Origin of the sequence: Frankia sp. AgPm24 (assembly GCF_023243055.1) — a bacterium.
In the GTDB taxonomy this organism is placed as follows: Bacteria; Actinomycetota; Actinomycetes; order Frankiales; family Frankiaceae; genus Frankia; species Frankia umida.
The window spans coordinates 1-18,524 of sequence record NZ_JALKFW010000190.1 but is presented as its reverse complement, the minus strand read 5'-3'; the positions used below and the strand labels follow the sequence as shown (position 1 = coordinate 18,524).

Sequence of the window (18,524 nt, the reverse complement as noted above, 5' to 3'; positions counted from 1 at the left end):
GCACCCCGGCCCGCTTTCTCCGTCACGTAATGTCACCGACTGGGGGAGGATGGGGGACGTATCGGGCGACATACCGCGCGTAGCGACCGCGGGGTCGGCATCCGTCGAACGGCGCATCTAGCGTGGTCGAGGCCATACGGAACCTAGGGGGGCTCATGACTCTACGTCACGGACTGGCCATGTCGGTGCTGGTCGGTGCGCTCAGCCTCACCGGCGGGCTCACCTCGACCGCCACCGCCACCACCACCGGTGCATCGGGCGCATCCGGCGCCTCGGACGCGCCGAGTGCCGGGCAGGCGGCCGCGCAGAGCACGGCGAAGGCGGCCGCGGTCGTGCGGGCCGCGGGTTACACACCGATCTCCTTCGGTGGTTACGACGCGGCCAACGATCTCAGCGTGATCATCGGGCTGCTGTCGACGTCGGGGGACGGGCATCCGCAGCGGGCGTTCCTGTTCCATCACGCGACCCTGGTCGGCTATGACGCGCCGCAGCCGAGCGCGACGATCCGCTGGATCTGGTCCACCGACCGGCAGGTCGCACTGCAGTACGACCTGTACCGGCCGGGTGACCCGATGTGCTGCCCGAGCGCCGGTGGTGCTACCGTCCGCTACGCCTGGAACGGCTCCGGCGTGAGCCGGCTGGACTCGCTGCCCAGCGCCGCGACCTCGGCCGCGACCAGCAGACGCTGATCAGCGCCCCGACACGGCCGGGCGCGGTGCGCCGGACATCCACCCGGGACGTCCGGCCAGGACGGACAGGTGGGCCGTCAGTGGCCCTCGACGGCCTCGACCAGCTCGGTCAGGACGCCGCCGAGGGCCTTCGGGTGGACGAAGGCGATCCGGCTGCCGGCGGTGCCGTGCACGGGCGTCTTGTTGACCAGGTCGAACCCGGTGGTGGTCAGGGCGGCGAGGGCGCTGTCGATGTCGGCGACACCGTAGGCGATGTGGTGGATGCCGGGGCCCCGCTTGGCCAGGAACTTCCCGACCGGGCTGTCCGCGCGCAGCGGCTCGAGCAGCTGGACGTAGGAGCTGCCGGCCTCGCCGTTGTTCACCAACAGCATCGCCTCACGCACACCCTGGCGGTCGTTGTCCTCCTGGTGCACCACGGTGAGGCCGAACGCCTCCTCGTAGAGCGGGATGGTGTCGGCCAGCGACGCCACCGCGATACCCACATGGTCGATCCTGCTCAGCAGCACAACGTTCTCCTCACTTCGCCGGCATGCCCCACCGGCCCGCACCCCTGGCTCCCGCCAGCCTGGTTTCCCAGCGTGCCCGGTGATGATGCCGGCGTCGACCGATGCGGCCTGGTGGCGGACGTGATCGTCGTCGCCCGCCACGCGGATCCGTGGCGGAACCGTGGGGGCTCCGCGCACGGAGGAAGACGACACGAAGGGCGGCGAGTGGGTGGTATCGGTAGGCTGTCCGGAACGTCGTAGAGTAGCCGTTATCCTCCTTGCTCCAGACGTCGAGACACCAACGTTAGGGTCATCTTGTCCACGACGCGTCGCGATTCGTCCACCGTCCACTCACCTCAGTCTGGCCAGGCCACGGGCGTAACCCGCTACCAGATCGGTGAGGTGGCCGAGCGGGTCGGGCTGTCCCTGCGGACGGTGCGGTACTACGAGGAGGCCGGTCTGCTCACGACGGCGGGCCGTACTCCCGGCGGCTTCCGTCTGTACGGTGACGAGTCGGTCGACCGACTGATGGTGATCAAGAAGATGAAGTCCCTCGGGTTCACCCTCGAGGAGATGCGCTCGTTGTTGTCCGTACGCGATGAACTGGCCAGTTCGGGTATTCCGGACGAGCGCCGCGGCGAACTGCGCGAACTGCTGCGCACCTGGGTCGTGCTCGCGGAGGAGAAACTCGCCACCCTGCGGGCGCAGGCCGGCGTCGCCGAGGACTTTGTCATCGGCCTGCACACCGACGCGGACCGTTCGGTGTGAGACGCCGGCAGTCTCCACGGCCCGGCGGTCGACAGCCCAGCCACCGATAGTCCAGCCACCGATAGTCCAGCCACCGATGGCCCGGTTGCCGATGGTCCAGCCACTGAGGTCCCAGCCGTCGAGGGCCCGGCCATCGGTGGCCCAGTCGTCGAGGGCGCGGTCGTCGAGGTCCGAGGTGTCGGCGGACGACTCGCCGAGGGGTTTCGTGGCCCGCCGTGGTCCCCGGTGGGTGCGGGTCCACGAAACGGCGCCCCTCGGATGGGCACCCCTCGGTGCGAGGGGTGGCCCACCGCCGAGCCTGGCTGTCCGGAACCACGCCGGCCAGGTACGACGTTGACCGGGTATCACGCTGGCCAGATATCCGCTGTCCAGGCATTACCGTGGCACGACCGATGCTCGAAGCTCCGACCGTCCCACTCACCGTGAATAGGGTCGAATTGTCCACTGCCAGCAGTGCCAGGTCGTCCGCTGACGCCCGCGAGGGCCGGTATGAGATCGGTGATGTTGCCATCATGGTGACGTTGTCGCTGCGTACTGTCCGTTTCTATGAGCAGGAGGGGCTGTTGGTGGCGGTGGGCCGCACCGACAGCGGCTTCCCCCTTTACGACGACGACGCACTTGACCGCTTCTTCCTGATCAAGAAGATGAAGCCGCTGGGCTTCACCGTCGAGGAGATGCGTTCGCTGCTCACGCTGCGGGAGGAGATCGGCAAGCCTGGTCTGACCGCGCTGGATCGGGCCCAGGTCCGCGAGCGGCTGCAGACATGGGTGAGTCTCGCCGAGGAGAAACTCGCCTCCCTGCAGGAGCAGGTGCGTCTCGCCGAGGACTTCATGCTCGGCCTGCGCGACGACGCGGCCCGCTCGCTGCGCGCCGACCCCGACGCCCACAGCGCCCAGGACTTCTTCGACGACACGTTCCTCAACTTCCTCACCGAACCCCTGCGCGACGTCGACGGCCGTGATGGCAGTGCCGGCCGCGCCGACGGGTCGTCCCACGAGGGCAACGTCGGAGACGGTACGGGTCCGCGTACCGAGGGCTGATCCGGCCCGCCGCGGCTGGTCGGACGATGATGTCTGCCGTCGGCAGATCTGCCACAGGCAGATCCACGCCTGGATCGGCGCCGCGACGGCGAGGCTGGGAGATGCCGGCGCCGCGACCGCGGTTCCCGACCCCGCCGGCGGAAAGGCACCCTCATGACCGACCCGTCCGCGCCGTTCCGGGGACTGACCGTCCCAGGCGCATCGCACCGCCTGGCCACCGCGGGCCATGCCGCCTCCCCGGCCTACCAGGGCGGACCCGCCCCGCTGGCCGCGTCGGGGGGTGCCATCCGGCTGGCGGGTGGCGGGAATCCGTCCGCCGGACTCGATGACCAGGTCTACGCACGGCTGCTCGACAGCCGGATCATCTTCCTCGGCACCGTCGTCGAGGACGACGTCGCCAACGCGATCAGTGCGAAGCTGCTCCTGCTCGCCGCGGAGAACCCGCGGGCCGACATCTGGCTCTACATCAACTCGCCGGGCGGGTCGGTCAGCGCCGGGATGGCGATCTACGACACGATGCAGTTCATCGAGAACGACGTGGCCACCGTGACACTGGGGCTGGCGGCGTCCATGGGGCAGTTCCTGCTGTGCGCGGGTGCCCCCGGCAAGCGTTACGCCCTGCCGCACGCCCGGATCATGATGCACCAGCCGCACGGCGGCATCGGCGGTACGGCGGCCGACATCTCCATCCAGGCGGAGCAGATGCTCTACACCAAGCGGGTCCTCCAGGAGCGCACCGCCGAGCACAGCGGCCACACCGCCGAGCAGATCGCCGCCGACTCCGACCGGGACCGCTGGTTCACCGCCGTCGAGGCCCGCGACTACGGCCTGGTCGACCATGTCGTGCAGCGCGTCGGTGAGGTGCCCGGCTCCCACGCCGGTGGCATCGGTCCGCGCCGCGCCGCTGGCCACGCCGGCTTCGAGTCCGAGGCCGGCGCCCGATGACCGCCGGCATCCGGCCGTCCGCACGCCATGTGCTGCCGAACATCGTCGAGCGCACCTCACGCGGCGAGTACTCGATGGATCCGTACTCGAAGCTGCTCAAGGAACGCATCATCTTCCTCGGCGTGCAGATCGACGACGTGTCGGCCAACGACGTGATGGCGCAGCTGCTGTTCCTGGAGTCCGAGGACCCGGACCGCGACATCTCGATCTACATCAACTCCCCGGGTGGGTCGTTCACGTCGCTGACCGCGATCTACGACACGATGCAGTTCGTCCGGCCCGACGTCTCGACGATCTGCATGGGCCAGGCCGCCTCCGCGGCCGCGGTGCTGCTCGCCGCCGGGGCGCCCGGCAAGCGCCTGGCGCTCGCGCACAGCCGGATCCTCATCCACCAGCCGTCCGCGCAGGCGGAGGGCCAGTCCAGCGACCTGGAGATCCAGGCCCGGGAGATCCTGCGCATCCGCACGTTGCAGGAGGTGCTGTTGGCCCGCCACAGCGGCCAGGACGAGACGCGGATCCGCCGCGACACCGAACGCGACAAGATCTTCAGCGCCGAGGAGGCGAAGGACTACGGCCTGATCGACGAGGTCCTGACCAGCCGCAAGCTCTCCGCCACCCGACCGGCTTTCGCCTGACCGCCTGACCGCCTCTTGACCGCCCGATCACCCCGCGACCATCAGCGCCCTACTGGCGGTTGTCATCTGGGGTGATCGGGCTATCTTGTGACGTGGCGCACTCTCAGGTGGTCGCCGGTTCGATCCGGGCGCGCCGCGGCTCCAGCGCGTTCCTCGTCCGGGCGCCCACCGGTGTGGCCCGGGCATGGCCACAGGAGGGGTCCATGCTCAACCTCGCGGTCGTTCTGGAAGAGGCGGCCCGCACCTGGCCGCGGCGCGACGCGCTCGTGTTCGGCGAGCACCACCTCACCTACGCCGAGCTGGACGCCGCCGCCCGCCAGATCGCCGCGGCGCTGGCGGCCCGCGGTATCGGGCCCGGTGACCGGGTGGCGCTGACCTGCCCGAACCTACCGGCCTTTCCCGCCGTCTACTTCGGCGTTCTCAAGGCCGGGGCGACGGTCGTTCCGCTGAGCGTTCTGCTCACCGAACGCGAGATCGCCTTCCACCTCACGGACGCGTCCGCGCGGGCGTACCTGTGCTTCGAGGGGACGCCGGAGCTGCCGACGGGCCGGGCGGGGCAGGCCGCGTTCGCCGCCGTGCCCAGCTGCGAGACGTTCGTCCTGATCACCGCCGACCCCGCCGGCGGCCGGTCACCAGCCCTGGGACCGGACGACCTGCCGGCCGACGACCTGCCGGCCGACGACCAGCCGGCGAGCGGGGTCGAGACGTTGGCGGCGTTCACCACCGGGGTGGCGGCGGACTTCGACACCGTCCCGACCAGCGAATCCGACATCGCGATCGTCCTCTACACCAGCGGCACGACCGGATCCCCCAAGGGTGCGCAGCTCACCCACTCCAACATGGTGCACAACGCCATGGTCTCCACCCGGGTCTTCGACGCCGCCGAGCATGACGTCCACCTGGTCGTCCTGCCGCTGTTCCACGCGTTCGGGCAGACCACCGACCTCAACGCCGGGTTCGCCAGCGGCGCCACCCTGGTGCTGCTGCCCCGGTTCGAGCCGCGGACGGCCCTCGCCGCCCTGCGCGGCCACGCCGTCACCTTCTTCGCGGGCGTCCCGACGATGTACTGGGCGCTGCTGCACTGCCCGGACGTGGCGTCCGCCGACCTGGACCACATCGCGTCCAGCCTGCGGATCTGCGTGTCCGGAGGGTCGGCGATGCCCGGCGAGGTGCTGCGGGCGTTCGAGCGGCGCTTCGGCGTCGCGATCCTGGAAGGCTACGGGCTCTCGGAGACCAGCCCCGTCGCCACCTTCAACCGCGCCGACCGGCCGCGCCGCGCCGGGTCGATCGGCCTGCCCATCTGGGGGGTGGAGGTCCGCGTCACCCGTGCGGACGGCACCCCCGCCGCCGACGGCGAGACCGGTGAGCTGTGCGTACGCGGCCACAACGTGATGCGCGGCTACCTGGGCCAGCCCGAGGCGACCGCCGCCACCATCGACGCCCAGGGCTGGCTGCGCACCGGTGACCTCGGCCGCCGCGACGCCGACGGCTACTTCTACCTGGTCGACCGCCTCAAGGACATGATCATCCGTGGCGGGTTCAACGTCTACCCACGGGAGATCGAGGAGGTGCTGCTCACCCACCCCGACGTCAGCCTGGCCGCGGTCGTCGGTATCCCGCACGAACGGCACGGCCAGGAGATCATGGCCTTCGTGATCCGCCGACCGGACGCCTGCCTGACCGCGGCCGAGCTCATCGCCTGGTGTCGCGAGACCATGGCCGCCTACAAGTACCCCCGCCACGTCGAGTTCCGCGACACCCTGCCCATGACCGCCGCCGGCAAGATCCTCAAGCGCCAGCTCGTGGCCACCTGGCCGCCCGCACCCCCGACAACCGCCACTGCGCGCTGAGTCGCTCGCCTCCGACCCTTCCCGCTGACAGGCGGGATCGCCGAAGCGGTGCCGATGGCGAGGCTCGTCAGTCGACGAATTCGAGTGGAATACTGTTAAATCCCTCAATGTCAGCGGGTAGCGCCAGGTTCTCGCTCTTCGCCGAGGCGATGAGTGTGTTGAGCAACGTGACGAGGACCTTGATCAGGGCCTCCTGCTGGTCGAGCCCCGGCTTGGCCTTGAAAGCGGCCTTTGTCGATATCTTCTTGAGTACCAGTTCGTCGGCGTTCCCGACGCCGAACGTGATGACGTGTGGACGGCGCTTCCAGGTCGGCGCGGTCAGCTTCGCGAACTCACTTTGCCAGATGCTGGCGTCATCCTGCGGACCTCCGTCGGTGATGAAGAAGACGGCCGGGCGCAGCACCTTACGGCCCTGCGCGCGCAGCGCGGTCACGTCCTCGTCGATCCGTGTCGCGATCAGGCTGAACGCCTTGCCGTAGTTCGTCGAGCCACCGCAACCCAGGGACGGGAGTGCATCGGTCGCCCCGAGGTCGCTCATCGGAAGGACCACATGGGCGTCGGTGTTGAAACTGATGATCGAGATGTGGGCGAATTCGGACACGCTGGGCTTCGCCCAGAGGCCGTCATACACGTTGCCCAACGTGTCGTTGAGCAGCTGCCGGTAGGGAGTCATCGAGTGCGAGGTGTCCACGACCGCATAGGTGGGCAGGCAGCGGGCGCCGCCGGATGAGCTCGTCATTGCTCCTTGTTTCTCCTAGTGATGAACTACGAAGTAGATTCCGGCGATCACCAGTGCGGTGACGACGAAGATCGCGAAAAGGCCCAGGAGGGTCGCGACAAAATCGTCCCAACTGGCGGATGACTGCGCGGGGGACGGCTGTCGTGCGGGTGGCCGTCGCGAGGCGGGTCGGGGCGAGGGGGCGGAGGGGGGCGAGGGGGCGGAGGGGGTGGGGTGAGTCGGCTTCCTGGGGGCCGTCGGAGTGGCCCGCGGTGTCGACGGCTGGTCGGTGGTTCGCGGTCGCGCTGCGGCGCTGCCCGCGCGCTGGCGGCTGGTCGGCTGCCAGCCCATCACGTGTGCCCCGTCCGTTGTCGGCGAAGGCGCTGAGGGCGTCGCCGCGGTACCCGCCTGGTCGACGGTCAACGCTGCCACCAGCTCGCTGATCCTCGGTCGGGTCGAGGTCGGTCGCTGGCCGTTCGTCATCGCGATCAGGACACCGGCGGCGGGATCGCCGCGTTCCAGCCGACTCAGTGCCACCGGGAGCTTCGCGAGGTCGCGTTCGCCCGTCAGGACCCGGGCGACGAGCAGGCCGACGCGATACCGGTCGGTGGTGCTGTCCATGGGCCGTCTGGCCGGTACCTGAGGATCCTCCCATCCGGGGGTTTCCACCCACGGTCGGGAGCCGAACTCGCCGGAGTCCACATCAATGACGTAGATCTCGTTGTTCGCCGGATTCCACAGCGCGTTCGCGTACGACCAGTCGCCGTAGACGATGTCGGCACCCTCGAACAGGGCACCCACCCTGGCGATGCGCAGGCTGGCCGCACGCCGCTCGGCCGCCGACGGGACCGGTAGACCTCGGGATCGCTGCCAGTCCGCCGACTGGCACAGGAGGTCCACGGTGAAGGTCTCCCGGGTGGTGGTCTGCCTGCCGCCGCGGCTCAGGAACCCGCTGTATCCACTGGGAGCCAGGGGGAGCACCACGCCCACGGTCCGACCGGCGTCGAGAATCCTGGCGACCGGCCACGAGGTCGTGGTGTCAACGAGTGCTCTCTCGGCCTGGGACAGCCGGTCCGGTAGGCCGATCAACTGGTCGAGGCGACCGTTGCTCAGGGTCAGATGTGATTTGTAGAGCTTGGCCAGCCAGCCGGGATGGCCATCGATCTCGTAGATGACCCGACTCTCGCCCGCGCCGGGCGAGATCTCCCTTTTCTGGCCGCTCACCGTGGCGTAGCCGACGATTCTGGGGAAGGGCTGATCCGACCAGGCTGTCATCGAGGTAGCCACCCTGTGCCCGCGGTCCGCGCGAGGACGGGACGAGACGGGTCGCACCAGATGACGACCGCGGTGCGGTCATCCGTGAAGGTCTTGGCCTCGAAACCGATCTGCTGGATGAACTGCGCCACGGCGGGCGGGCTGGTCCACTGGCGGGCGAACCAGTCGTTCGCACCCGGGATTCCCGTCAGCGCGTCGCTGACGCCGTCGGACATGAGCGCGACGATGGCTCCGGCCGGAATCCGCGCGCGCGTGTCCCTGGCATCGCCGGGCGAGAAAGGCAGGAACCGGCTCAGCGAGTTGCTGTCCATACCGTCGTTCTTGCGGTCGCCGGCGAGATGCGTCCAGCCGGTTCCTGGCAGCGCGCTGTGCTGCCAGGCGGAGAGATCGGCCAGGTGCCCGAACCATGCCTCGCGGTGGCCGTCCCTGGTCGGGAGTACCGAGATGACGGCGACGATCAGTCCGGTCCGGACGTCCATCTCGGTCATGTTCCGCCCCTCCAGCGAGCGGACGATCGTGCCCGAGACCTCCCTGAACACCTCGGCGGCGGACAGGTCGCGCAGGGTGGCGCCGGTATCCAGATGACGGCGCAGTACCGCGACGGCGGTGCTGACGGCCACGGTCGCCCCGTGGTCGGAGCGTTCGCTGTCGGACATGCCATCCGCGACGGCGATGATCAGATGGCGTCCAGCCGTGTCGCGGCCGAGCCGGTAGGCGTCCTGGCGCGGTGTCGCGGGGTCCGAGCTGCGGTGGCCCGTCCCGATGATCGACGCGGCGCGCACCTCGAGGTCGCCAAGCCGTGCCTGGTCGGCGGCCACCGCCGGCTGGGTGGACACGACCGGCAGGTACCACGGGCTGTTCGCGGCGACCGAGGGCTGACCCAGCAACCGGGCCCTGGCCGGTACAGCGAGCTGGTCCGGCCAGGGCGAGTCGACCGCGCCCGCATCCGCGCCCGGTTGATCATAATCCGGGGCGGGTGGAGCAGGGGTGACGGCGGGCGGCAAGGCCAGCGGCACTGACATGCCCGGCGCCGCTGGGGTGGGCTCACGGCCGCCCAGCACGGCGCCCTCGCCCGAGCCGGCGGGACAGTGGCCGGAGCCGGACGGCTGGTGCTGGCCGACGTTCCCGCTGCGGCGCCTCATCCGGAAGCGGGACAGCAGCACCGCGAGCAGCAGTACGACGACTCCGCAGCCGCATGAGAGGGCTCCTGTTCGAGGGTGGTCGTCCCAGAGCAGAACAACACCGGCCCCGAAGAACAGTCCGATGGTGAGCACGAACGCGATCACCATCAGCACCATGGTGGTCCGATCGTCCTGGTCGGTACGAGCGGTGGTGCCCTGGCGCACCATGTTCATCGCCATCACGGCTGCGGTCTGCGTCGAGGCTGCCAGCCAACAACATGCGCGCCGGCCTGCCCATCGATGACCTGTGAGTCGGCGGCCAGCGGCGGCTCGGCGAACTGCTCCTCGCCGTACGGCGCGTCGTGCGCCGGTACCGCCGCCCCCGACGCCGTGGCGCTGTCCGCGACGCGGCTCGGTTCGATGTCGGGACGGCTGACCCGACGGGTGCCGACGACGTTCGTACCGCCCCCGTTCGCCGGTGCTGTCTCCTCGTCCCAGGTCGCCGGCGGCGGTGCGCTGGGTGTGCCGGACGTCGCCTGGCGCCACGGCTGTCCGTCCGGCGGCTGATCGTAGGGCGGCGGGGGCGGCTGTGGGGCTCCCGCGGGCAGGGCCGTGGGAGTGACACTGCCCGGCAGTGCCGCGCGGGGCGCTGCGTAGGGCGGCTGCAGCGCGGGCCCCACGGGTCCGGTCTGGATTCCGGCACCCGAGAGGATGCCCTGCACGGCGGCCCGCTCGATCAGTCCGGCGGCGATGAACTGCTCGAAGATCTGGAGCTGGAAGGCTCGGTCCTCGCTGTGACGCTGGCCGATGGCCGACAGCAGGCTGCCGGTGTCGTGCGGATGGTGCGCCAGGTGGCGCAGCGTCAGGTCGTCGACGTTGGGGAGGGTCGCACGTAGTACTGCCAGCCGTTCGTCGACGCGGCGCAACTCACCCCGCTGCTCGATGCTCGCCAGCGCGTTCCGCTGGTGCGCGGACGCGCTCTCGTCGGCGAACTGGTCGAGCCCACGCTGGCGTTCCCAGTCCTTGTGGACCTGGTACCGCAGCCATTCCTGGTTGCTCTGCTCCCGGGAAATCCGAGCGCTCACCCGGTAGAGGGTGATTCCCTCGGCCAGCACCACCGGATGCCCGCGCAGTCGGGTGTTGAGCGCGTTCTCGGCCTGCTCGGGCAGGTCCTGATCGAAGCCACGGGTGATCGGCATCAGCAGGTCGAGCAGATACGACCGGGCGACCGCCAGTCCGTCGCGAACGCCGCGTACGACCACCTCGCGGGCATCGGTGACCCGCCAACCGATATCGATCGACGCCTGAAAGCGGAAGACGTCGTCACGGCTCGGCAGGCTCTCCTGCAGGATGCTCGTGTGGTCGGTGGTATTGACGACGAACTGGGTTCGAAATCGCCCGGAGACACATTCCGTCCACGACGGTCGCCGGTCGAGTTGGAAGGCGCGGCCGTCGGCGTCCGCGACGACGAGAACGGTGCCGGGCTGGATGGCAGGACCACGGTTGGTGAACCGTCGCTCCAGCGACGCCTCGTCCACAATCAACGCTACGGGTTGATGGGCCATGAGTCACCCCTTCTGCGTGCGAGGTAATCGAGAACGGTCCGGGCGGTGTGCGGGGCGAGGGGTTCGGGATCGGCGGCCAGCCACGCCTGCGCGGCGTACTCGACGCACTGGAGCGTGTAGGTCAGCTGGGGTCGACCGACCACGAGGTCGGCGAAGGCGCGCTGGGCGTTCGGCAGCGAGTCGAGCATGATCGCCCAGATTCTGAGCGCCTCGTACCCCGTCTCGTTGGCGTCCGAGTTGAAGACCCTTTCCCACAGGTAGACGATCTCGCGACCGCGGGCCGCGTCGGCGATGGCGATCCGCAGCAGCAACGGCCAGATCAGGATCTTCCCAGGGTTCGCCTGGGACGGAATCTGGTCGACCAGGTGAACCGCGGCGAGCAGGAACGCCAGTTGGCCCGTCCTCGCGACCAGGGGTTCCCGATGGTCGACCCAGCGACACAGCTGCTCGAGAACCCGCGCGTCGATGCTGTCCTCGTTCTCCAGCAGCAACTCGGCCAGGCTGACACAGATCGCGTTGGTCACCCCGAGCATGTCGGTGTCCGCGAGTGCCTCCAAGCGCAGCAACGCCTCCACCGGGTCCCGGGCGCCGAGGCTCGCCCCGAACGCGCGGGCGGCCGTCGCCCGCAGGCACGGGTCGCTGTCGGCTTCCCACGACTCGATCAGAGCTTCCACCGCGGCGGCCAGGTCCGGGGCGACCCCCGGATCGTGCAGCGCGGTCGCGGCGGCGTCACGTTCGTGGGTGTAATCACTCTTCGCCCAGGGCGCGATCACCTCACCACAGACGATGTCGAACGCGAGCGTGGCGAGCGTGCCCGCGGTCACCGCGGCGCGCACCCGCACGCTTTCCTTCGGATGCCCGCCGAGGTGACGCAGCCAGCCCAGCAGCTGCGGACGCAGCAGGTCGTACTCGTGCCAGGTGTGCAGTAGCACCCAGCCGGGATAACGGACGTCGTCGAACTGGGCGACGGTGGCAGGCGACGTTCCGCCGCGGCGGGCGTCGATCGTCGTGCTGGTCACCCGCGCCCGCATCCGCGCCAGCCGGGACGTTCTGTCTCGACCGAACCAGTCCGGCTGCGGCGGCGGGGCCATCGGATAGCCCGCGGCGTTCGTCGGCCCGGGGTGGCCGAGGTCCGTCAGCCGGTGCTCGAGGGTGAGCGCGGCGTCCGCGATCGTCTCGTACGGTTCGCCCTGCAACACCGCCAGCGCGATCGCGAGCGTTCGGCTCTCCACACCCGGCGGCAGGCCCCGGAACCAGTCGACGAACTCGGCCTGTTCCTGCGCCGCGACCTTTGCCTGGGCCGCCGCGACCAGCGCGGCGCCGCTGATGTCGGCGTCGACATCAGCGAGCGCCCAGGCGATCGTGACGACCTTCTCCACGGCGGCCTGGGCGTCCAGCGCCGCAGTGATGAAGGAGCGCACGGGGCTGCGGGCGAGCAGCGCGCTGGCACGACGACGCGCGGCCTCGTCGCTCATCCCTGGCCGCTCGGCGAGCCGGCAGGCCACATGGCCGGCGAGGACCGCGGCCTGGTCCGGCCGGGTGGTGAGGTCGATCAGGACGCTGCCGGCGTGCAGACCCATGAGATGCACGCTGTCCGCGATGGTGAGAACGAGGAAGGCCTGCTGGTGCTCCAGCCGGCTGGCGATCGCGCTCAGGTCGAACAGACCGAGACTGTTCGCCTGGGACTGGCCGATATCCGACAGCAGATAACCGGCGCCCTGTCTGGGTTCCTCCGTCATGAACTGACGCAGGTCGGTATCGGGCGCCAGCTCGAACAGCGCGCTGGCCTGGGCGTGCTGGAGCAACCGCACCCCGGCCGCGGTCTTCCCCGTTCCGGCCGGGCCGCGCAGGACGATCAGGGGGGAGCGGGCGATGGCGCCGGTGAGCGCGTCGAAGGCGGGTGGCTCGACGAAGATCTCCGCCTGGGCCAGCTCCGCGGCGGACAGCGGCCGAGATCGGACGCCGCCAGCGCTGCGCTGGGTGTATTCGTGCCCGTAGAAGTGATAAGTGGTCGGCCCGGTCGCCTGACCGGGCCCGTAAAGGTCGCGACCGGCGTGCACGGTGGCCCGGTGTTCGCGTTCGGTGTTGAGCCGGGCCTGGGCCTCGCCCTGCGTCGCTGCGGCCACCCGTAGCCCGTCGCGCGCGGACTCCCTGGTGGAGCGGGCATCCTCGGGCAGCGCGTGTTCTCGCTGCCCGCCCGACCCATGCTGTGGCTCACGATGCTCGTCGGGTGGGGCCTGCGAAGGTCGGCCTGGCCTGCCCGATGGCGGAGGCGGGGGTGATGACGCTGGCCCACCGTTGCCGTCGGATCCGCGCTCTCTGGCCTGCGGCGGCTGTGCGAGGACTGCATGGTTGGGTGCTGGTGGCTGATTGCCGATCATGCTGAGACCCTGCTGGGCTGTGGGCCAGTGGCCTGATTCCGGAAAACGGCATGGCCGGGGCCATGCAGATCGCGTCTCACCGGAACTCTCACCCCGCCAAGTCGTGCGGCAGGCGTGCGCTGTTCATCTGCCCCCCCGTGGACAGTTGTGTCTGGATTCGCGCTTGCGGAGCACACCTTACACTCCAGGCTCGACTCTTGATATTGGACATTTCGGACTTCTTTTTCAAGAGTCGAGGTTGGATCGCTGAAATCGGACAGCCGAATCGTCGCCGTTACACCTCGGGTCTGGAACGCATCCCGTCATGTGACGGGTTCTGGCCCCGGAAAACTACGTCGAGCCCGCTGGTGGCGGTGACCGTCCGGCTCTGGAGCGGTGCGCACCGAGGGGTGGGCGCACGCCCACGGGGCCCATTGCGTCGTACTGGTTCTGTTCGCGGTCTTGGCGAGGTGCGTGCGGATGGCATACTGTTCGCGCGTGGCTAATGGGGGAAGCGTCGGTGTGCCCGGCATGGACAAGCCCGACTGGGATTTTTTTGTCTCCTACGCGCAGGCCGACTGGCGCTGGGCGGAGTGGATCGCCTGGCAGCTCGAGGAGAGCGGTGGGTTCCAGGTGCTGTTCCAGGCGTGGGACATGGTGCCCGGCACAAACCTCGTTGTCGGCATGCAGAACGGTGTCATCCGCGCGCAGCGCATGATCGCCGTGGTGTCCGACGAATACACCCATGCCCAGTTCGGTACGGCCGAGTGGCATTCGGCCTTCAGCGCGGATCCGAGCGGGTTCACCCGCAAGCTGCTCGCCGTCCGGGTCGAGGACTGTGCCCGGCCCGGGCTGCTCGGCCAGGTAGTTCCAGTCGACCTGTTCGACAAGGCGGAGGACGATGCCCGTGCTGAGCTGGTCAGATGGGCCCGGCTCGCCGTCTCCGGTGGCCGGGCCAAACCTGCCAGCGCGCCGATCTTCCCTGGATTGTTCACGGATGGGCCCCCACCCCCCTTTCCCGGGGCCGCCTCGAAGGTGTCCCTGGAGCAAGCCGCTGAGCCGGCAGGCAACGAGGAGGACAGCGACGGCGACGTCGGCGCACCGACAGGCGGTGAGCCGCCTGACCGGGCGTCGACCGACCGGACGCCAGCCGGCGAGGTACCGACTGCCGGGGCATCAACTGCCGGGGCATCAACTGCCGGGGCTCCGCCGGGCGGGGTGACAGTGTCGGCGGGGCGCGACATCTACGGTCCCGGCCAGACGACAGGCCCGACGACCTACAACTTCGGCGCTCGCCCTGCGGACAATTCGACGTAGCGGCCCTCTGACGGGGGGATCCTCGCCGGTCCGAACAGCTCAGATGTCGCGGACGAGGAGCCATTCGAGGGCGAGCTCCTCCAGCGGTGGGAGTCTTTCGTCCGGGTTGTTGATGGCCAGCAGGTCGGAGACGGAGGTGCCGTTCTGGGCGGCGATCTGCTCCCAGGTCTCGCTGACGCCGTCGAAGGTCAGTACCCGGTGCGCCCGGAAATCCGGAACGGAGACCTGTAGGTCCAGGCCGTCGTCGACGAAGCCCTGCGCCAGGGTGAGTTCGACGTCCGCGTTGAGTTCGGCGAACCTCGGCGCGGGTATCGCGGTGCCGCGGGAGATCCAGTCGTGGCCGCGGCGACCGCTGGCCGCGGGAAAGGGGAGACGCCGGATGCCGCCGGCGGCGGTGGCCACCGCGGGTAGCGCGAACTGGCGCCCGCCGTGGCCGACGGCGGTGCCGAGGAACTCGGTGTGGCCCTGGAAGAAGGCGGCGTATATCGCGTTCACGCCGACGGTCTGGATGGCCTGGGTGACCCGGTCGACGTAGGAGCGGTATTCCTCGGTCGCGGTGTAACCGGTCAGCCAGTTCCGGCTGGCGCGGAAGTTTCCGGCGCCGACGATCCGCTTGTTCAGGTCGGTGAGCTGCTCGTCCGACCAGGTGCCGACATACCGGACCACCTGCACGGCCAGATATTCGCAGATGCCCTCCCGCACGACGACGCTGCGCCCGGTCGCGGTCGGGAGCAGCGGATGTTGCAGCACGTGAATGTACTCGTGTACCAGGTTTGCGAAGATGGTCCACTTCTTCTGCGCGACGGCCGCGGACGTCAGCTCCGTCTCGGTCGCCTTCCAGTCCGGCACCCAGGGTGCGATGAAGACCCGGGCGGTGTTCGGGTCGGTCATGGACATGACGAACTTCTCATAGCGGATGAGCGCGTCCCGGTGGGCCGCGAGGAACGGTTCCACCACCGCCTGCTGGTAGAAGGCGGACTCCTCGGGGGCGCCGTTCTCGTGGTGGAACGAGTGCCTGGTGGCCACCGCCCGGGGCCCGTCGGTGCCCATCAGGAAACCGATCACGTTGGCCGGCTCGGTCGTCCACCTCAGCCGGGTTCGGGTCGGGAGGTCCGCCATGGAGACAATGGTGGGAGCGTCCCCGTCGACGGTGAAGCTGAAATGGTGCCGGGTGTTCAGGAGGCTGGCCGGCAGGGCCGCGGCGCGGGTCCAGTCGGCGAAGTACGCGTCGACGACCTCGCGGGCCGCTGCCGCCGCGGGCAGCAGGCTTCTCAGGTCGATGCTGGGGGCGTTCTCCTTACGCTGGATGGCCGGTTCCTGGTCGTCGATCGCCGTCTTCAGCGCGGCCTTGAGTTCGGTCGCGAACGCGTCCTTCGCCGCGGCCGAGTCATGGGTGCGTTCCCAGACATGGTGATCGGGCTGGGTTGTGTCAGCCGGTGGCGGGGTGAGCTCCTCGGGTGGGATCGGCAGGCCTAACAGTGCCCGGACGGTCGGCCTCTCCTGCGCCGTGAGCAGCTTCGTCCCGGTTCGTTGCGACATGCTTCCACCAATCCGCTGGAGTGCGCCGGAAAAACAGCGCCAATAGTCGCATGCCCCGCCGTGCCACCGCCGAACGTTTCGTGATCCGGTGACAATGACCGTCGTTGTTCGTGGCCGCCACGAACAACCATCCCATCGATACCGCGCATATCGGACTCGGAGCGTCGAAGGTCCGCGAACCACGTTTCTCGGTATTCGCCGTTCTCCCGGTGGGGGAGGCGTCGGTCGCAATCAGACGTGGGCCGCGGTGGGACGGGAACGCCCCGCCACCGACCGCCGGCAGCGGGGCCGCCCGTACCCGACGCGCCGACGCATCCCGGCCCGGCTTCGGGCGATACCACCGCCACCAGCGGCGACGACGATCCGCGCCGCACCCATTCGGCCCACACCCGTCGCGTCAAGACGGCGGATGCTGCCGACCCCGTCGGCGGACAGCCCGAGGTCGCCAGCCGCGCCGGACATCCCGCCGATGGGCCCGATGCCGACCTGCCCCACGACACCCTGCCCCGGCACACCCAGTGACACAAAAGTGCCGTTCCGCCCCGCGTCCTGGACGGACCCGCCGACCAGAGGCTCCGCGGCGCGGGAACGAAGCTGGCCGAGGAAACCGGCGGTGGCCTGCCCGGCGACGGCGCCGGTCAGCACCTCGACCACCGCGGCCGGGCCGGTGAGCTGCGGGCCACCCGAACTGGTGAACCCGGGGCCGGTCAGCGCCGCGGTGCGGGCCGGGTGGGCACCGGCCGCGGCGGACGGCACGACCAGCGGCTCCACCCGGGCGAGTTCGAGGCGGACCTCGTCGAGCAGGTCGGCCAGGCGGATACCCAGAGCCCGGCAGATCGCCGCGAGCACCTCCGAGGAGGCCTCCTTACGACCCCGCTCCACCTCGGACAGATACGGCATCGACACCCGTGCGGCATCCGCGACGTCGCGCAGGGTACGCCCCTGGGCCTGGCGGTGGCGGCGCAGCGCCTGACCGACCAGCCGCCGCAGCAGCGGCACCTCGACCCGCGGGTTCGTCATCGCCACCGGGACCACCCTCCGCCACTCCGAGACATCGAGCGTATCCGTTTCCCCTACCGTCCGGACCTCGTCCCCCGGTTCCGCGGACACTTCCGTCCCAGCGCTCCAGCCCTTCCCGCCAACAGCCCCGCTGCCGGTAGCCCCGCCACCGGCGCCATCAACGTCCGCCGTGGCCAGGAGGAGCGGGAGGCGGGGGAGAGACGAGGGTGGCGAGGTCGGCCCGGCGTAGGCAGCAGTGGACGCCGACCACCTGGTCGACAACCTGGCTGACGGCGAAGTCGCCGGCGGCGGAGAGATAGGCGAGGGCCACCGCGGGTGGCAGGCCGTACCGATCGCCGAGGAAGGCGATGGCGTTGCGGGTCGCGGCCCGCAACGCGGCACCGAGGTCGGGGTCCAGACCGGCGACGATGTGCAGGGAGTCGGTGCCCGCCCAGGGCGCGGTCAGCGTGCGGGCGAGCCTGCGGGCGCCGTCGTCGGCGTGGACGGTCAGGCGCAGCAGCGCGCGCAGGGGAGCCTCGAACGCGGTCAGGGCCACCTCGCCGTCGCCCTGGGCGAAATGCGGGTCGCCGACGTAGAACAGCGCGTCCGGCACCTGGACGGGCAGGTAGAGCCGGGCGCCGACGCCCAGATGGCGGATGTCGAGATTGCCGCCATGCGGCCCGGGTGGCACCGAGTGGACGGGGCCGTCCCCGGCCACCGCCACCCCCATGATCCCCAGGAAGGGACGCAGCGGGAACCGGATCGCCCGGCCGTCACCGACTGGCAGGACCCCGTGCCCACCGCCGTCGGTGTGCGCGACGAGGCACACCGGTGGCACGTCCACCCCCGGTGGCAGGTCGGCGGGGGCGATCGGCAGTTCGCCGGGCAGCGCGCCCCGACCATGCCGGTTGCTGATCACCCCGTACGGTGCCCGCTGGACGAGTTCCAGCACCTCGACCTCGAGGACGTCCCCGGGCCGGGCGCCGCGGACGGCCACCGGGCCGGTGACCACATGCGGGCCGGTGGCCTCGGATGTGTGCCGGCGTCCGGAGTCGAGCAGGGCCAGCGCGTCGTCGGACCGGATGCCCGCGGCGCCGAAGAAACCCCGGGGATCGCTGCCCTGGTCGGCGAGCAGCCCCTCGTGACCGGGAAACGTAGCGCGCGGGCCCCGTCCTTCAGGGCGGGGCCTACGCGTCAACTCGGCTGCCAGAATGACCG

General features: G+C 70.1%; 15 protein-coding genes and 1 pseudogene. 7 read left to right on the top strand and 9 right to left on the bottom strand.

Annotated features, from left to right (window positions below; translation table 11 throughout):
- Nucleotides 1–155: 155 nt before the first annotated feature.
- On the top strand, nucleotides 156–689 hold the full coding sequence (locus MXD61_RS14995; RefSeq protein ID WP_248813773.1) for an LppP/LprE family lipoprotein: 534 nt from the start codon (nucleotides 156–158) through the stop codon (nucleotides 687–689).
- Between the two features lie 77 nt (nucleotides 690–766).
- On the opposite strand, the gene mce is transcribed toward MXD61_RS14995, so the two are convergent.
- Nucleotides 767–1,192, bottom strand: a complete 426-nt coding sequence (mce, locus tag MXD61_RS14990) for a methylmalonyl-CoA epimerase (RefSeq protein ID WP_248813811.1) — start codon at nucleotides 1,190–1,192, stop codon at nucleotides 767–769.
- 297 nt (nucleotides 1,193–1,489) lie between these two features.
- Between mce and MXD61_RS14985 the strand changes: the two genes are divergently transcribed.
- From MXD61_RS14985 to MXD61_RS14965, 5 genes are all read left to right on the top strand, one after another.
- Complete coding sequence (locus MXD61_RS14985; protein ID WP_175084463.1) at nucleotides 1,490–1,942, top strand: MerR family transcriptional regulator; 453 nt, start codon at nucleotides 1,490–1,492, stop codon at nucleotides 1,940–1,942.
- A 392-nt stretch (nucleotides 1,943–2,334) separates the two neighbouring features.
- The gene (locus tag MXD61_RS14980; RefSeq protein ID WP_285223275.1) at nucleotides 2,335–2,982 is read left to right on the top strand and encodes a MerR family transcriptional regulator; all 648 of its coding nucleotides are present in this window, start codon (nucleotides 2,335–2,337) and stop codon (nucleotides 2,980–2,982) included.
- Nucleotides 2,983–3,135: 153 nt separating this feature from the next.
- A complete protein-coding gene (locus MXD61_RS14975) occupies nucleotides 3,136–3,927 on the top strand; it encodes an ATP-dependent Clp protease proteolytic subunit (protein ID WP_285223274.1) in 792 nt (263 codons plus the stop codon).
- Complete coding sequence (locus tag MXD61_RS14970) at nucleotides 3,924–4,562, top strand: ATP-dependent Clp protease proteolytic subunit (protein ID WP_248813769.1); 639 nt, start codon at nucleotides 3,924–3,926, stop codon at nucleotides 4,560–4,562. Before MXD61_RS14975 ends, MXD61_RS14970 begins: the two co-directional genes overlap by 4 nt.
- Before the next feature lie 203 nt (nucleotides 4,563–4,765).
- Nucleotides 4,766–6,412, top strand: a complete 1,647-nt coding sequence (locus MXD61_RS14965) for a long-chain fatty acid--CoA ligase (protein ID WP_251080008.1) — start codon at nucleotides 4,766–4,768, stop codon at nucleotides 6,410–6,412.
- Between the two features lie 67 nt (nucleotides 6,413–6,479).
- Here the strand turns inward: MXD61_RS14965 and MXD61_RS14960 are convergent, their stop codons facing one another.
- Genes MXD61_RS14960 through MXD61_RS14940 form a run of 5 tightly spaced genes read right to left on the bottom strand, consistent with a single transcriptional unit; the run spans nucleotide 6,480 to nucleotide 13,217 of the window.
- Nucleotides 6,480–7,151, bottom strand: coding sequence for a VWA domain-containing protein (locus tag MXD61_RS14960; protein WP_248813767.1), 672 nt, complete (start codon nucleotides 7,149–7,151; stop codon nucleotides 6,480–6,482).
- A 15-nt stretch (nucleotides 7,152–7,166) separates the two neighbouring features.
- Nucleotides 7,167–8,405 (bottom strand): hypothetical protein, encoded by a 1,239-nt coding sequence (locus MXD61_RS14955; protein ID WP_248813766.1) that lies wholly within the window; start codon nucleotides 8,403–8,405, stop codon nucleotides 7,167–7,169.
- The gene (locus MXD61_RS14950) at nucleotides 8,402–9,766 is read right to left on the bottom strand and encodes a protein phosphatase 2C domain-containing protein (RefSeq protein ID WP_248813765.1); all 1,365 of its coding nucleotides are present in this window, start codon (nucleotides 9,764–9,766) and stop codon (nucleotides 8,402–8,404) included. Before MXD61_RS14950 ends, MXD61_RS14955 begins: the two co-directional genes overlap by 4 nt.
- On the bottom strand, nucleotides 9,766–11,091 hold the full coding sequence (locus MXD61_RS14945) for a hypothetical protein (protein WP_248813764.1): 1,326 nt from the start codon (nucleotides 11,089–11,091) through the stop codon (nucleotides 9,766–9,768). Before MXD61_RS14945 ends, MXD61_RS14950 begins: the two co-directional genes overlap by 1 nt.
- Entirely contained in the window at nucleotides 11,073–13,217 is a 2,145-nt protein-coding gene (locus MXD61_RS14940; protein ID WP_248813762.1) for a hypothetical protein, read from the bottom strand. The genes MXD61_RS14945 and MXD61_RS14940 overlap by 19 nt, the downstream gene beginning before the upstream one ends.
- A gap of 765 nt (nucleotides 13,218–13,982) precedes the next feature.
- Here MXD61_RS14940 and MXD61_RS14935 point away from each other — a divergent pair.
- Nucleotides 13,983–14,768, top strand: a complete 786-nt coding sequence (locus MXD61_RS14935) for a toll/interleukin-1 receptor domain-containing protein (RefSeq protein ID WP_248813761.1) — start codon at nucleotides 13,983–13,985, stop codon at nucleotides 14,766–14,768.
- A gap of 39 nt (nucleotides 14,769–14,807) precedes the next feature.
- Here the strand turns inward: MXD61_RS14935 and MXD61_RS14930 are convergent, their stop codons facing one another.
- From MXD61_RS14930 to MXD61_RS14920, 3 genes and pseudogenes are all read right to left on the bottom strand, one after another.
- Nucleotides 14,808–16,307: a hypothetical protein gene (locus MXD61_RS14930; RefSeq protein ID WP_248813760.1), complete on the bottom strand. Its 1,500-nt coding sequence runs from the start codon at nucleotides 16,305–16,307 to the stop codon at nucleotides 14,808–14,810.
- A gap of 761 nt (nucleotides 16,308–17,068) precedes the next feature.
- Nucleotides 17,069–17,306: pseudogene (locus MXD61_RS28890) on the bottom strand (helix-turn-helix domain-containing protein); the annotation flags it as partial.
- Nucleotides 17,307–17,484: 178 nt separating this feature from the next.
- Nucleotides 17,485–18,524 (bottom strand): acetamidase/formamidase family protein (locus tag MXD61_RS14920; RefSeq protein WP_248813759.1); only part of this gene is annotated, 1,040 nt, incomplete at its 5' end.

Excerpts from the sequence above, each read along its gene's own strand:
- MXD61_RS14930 (WP_248813760.1), bottom strand. The coding sequence starts at position 16,307 with ATGTCGCAACGAACCGGGACGAAGCTGCTCACGGCGCAGGAGAGGCCG.
- MXD61_RS14960 (WP_248813767.1), bottom strand. The coding sequence starts at position 7,151 with ATGACGAGCTCATCCGGCGGCGCCCGCTGCCTGCCCACCTATGCGGTC.
- MXD61_RS14950 (WP_248813765.1), bottom strand. The coding sequence starts at position 9,766 with ATGGCGATGAACATGGTGCGCCAGGGCACCACCGCTCGTACCGACCAG.
- MXD61_RS14955 (WP_248813766.1), bottom strand. The coding sequence starts at position 8,405 with ATGACAGCCTGGTCGGATCAGCCCTTCCCCAGAATCGTCGGCTACGCC.
- MXD61_RS14975 (WP_285223274.1), top strand. The coding sequence starts at position 3,136 with ATGACCGACCCGTCCGCGCCGTTCCGGGGACTGACCGTCCCAGGCGCA.
- MXD61_RS14980 (WP_285223275.1), top strand. The coding sequence starts at position 2,335 with ATGCTCGAAGCTCCGACCGTCCCACTCACCGTGAATAGGGTCGAATTG.
- MXD61_RS14965 (WP_251080008.1), top strand. The coding sequence starts at position 4,766 with ATGCTCAACCTCGCGGTCGTTCTGGAAGAGGCGGCCCGCACCTGGCCG.
- MXD61_RS14995 (WP_248813773.1), top strand. The coding sequence starts at position 156 with ATGACTCTACGTCACGGACTGGCCATGTCGGTGCTGGTCGGTGCGCTC.
- MXD61_RS14945 (WP_248813764.1), bottom strand. The coding sequence starts at position 11,091 with ATGGCCCATCAACCCGTAGCGTTGATTGTGGACGAGGCGTCGCTGGAG.
- MXD61_RS14970 (WP_248813769.1), top strand. The coding sequence starts at position 3,924 with ATGACCGCCGGCATCCGGCCGTCCGCACGCCATGTGCTGCCGAACATC.
- MXD61_RS14935 (WP_248813761.1), top strand. The coding sequence starts at position 13,983 with ATGGACAAGCCCGACTGGGATTTTTTTGTCTCCTACGCGCAGGCCGAC.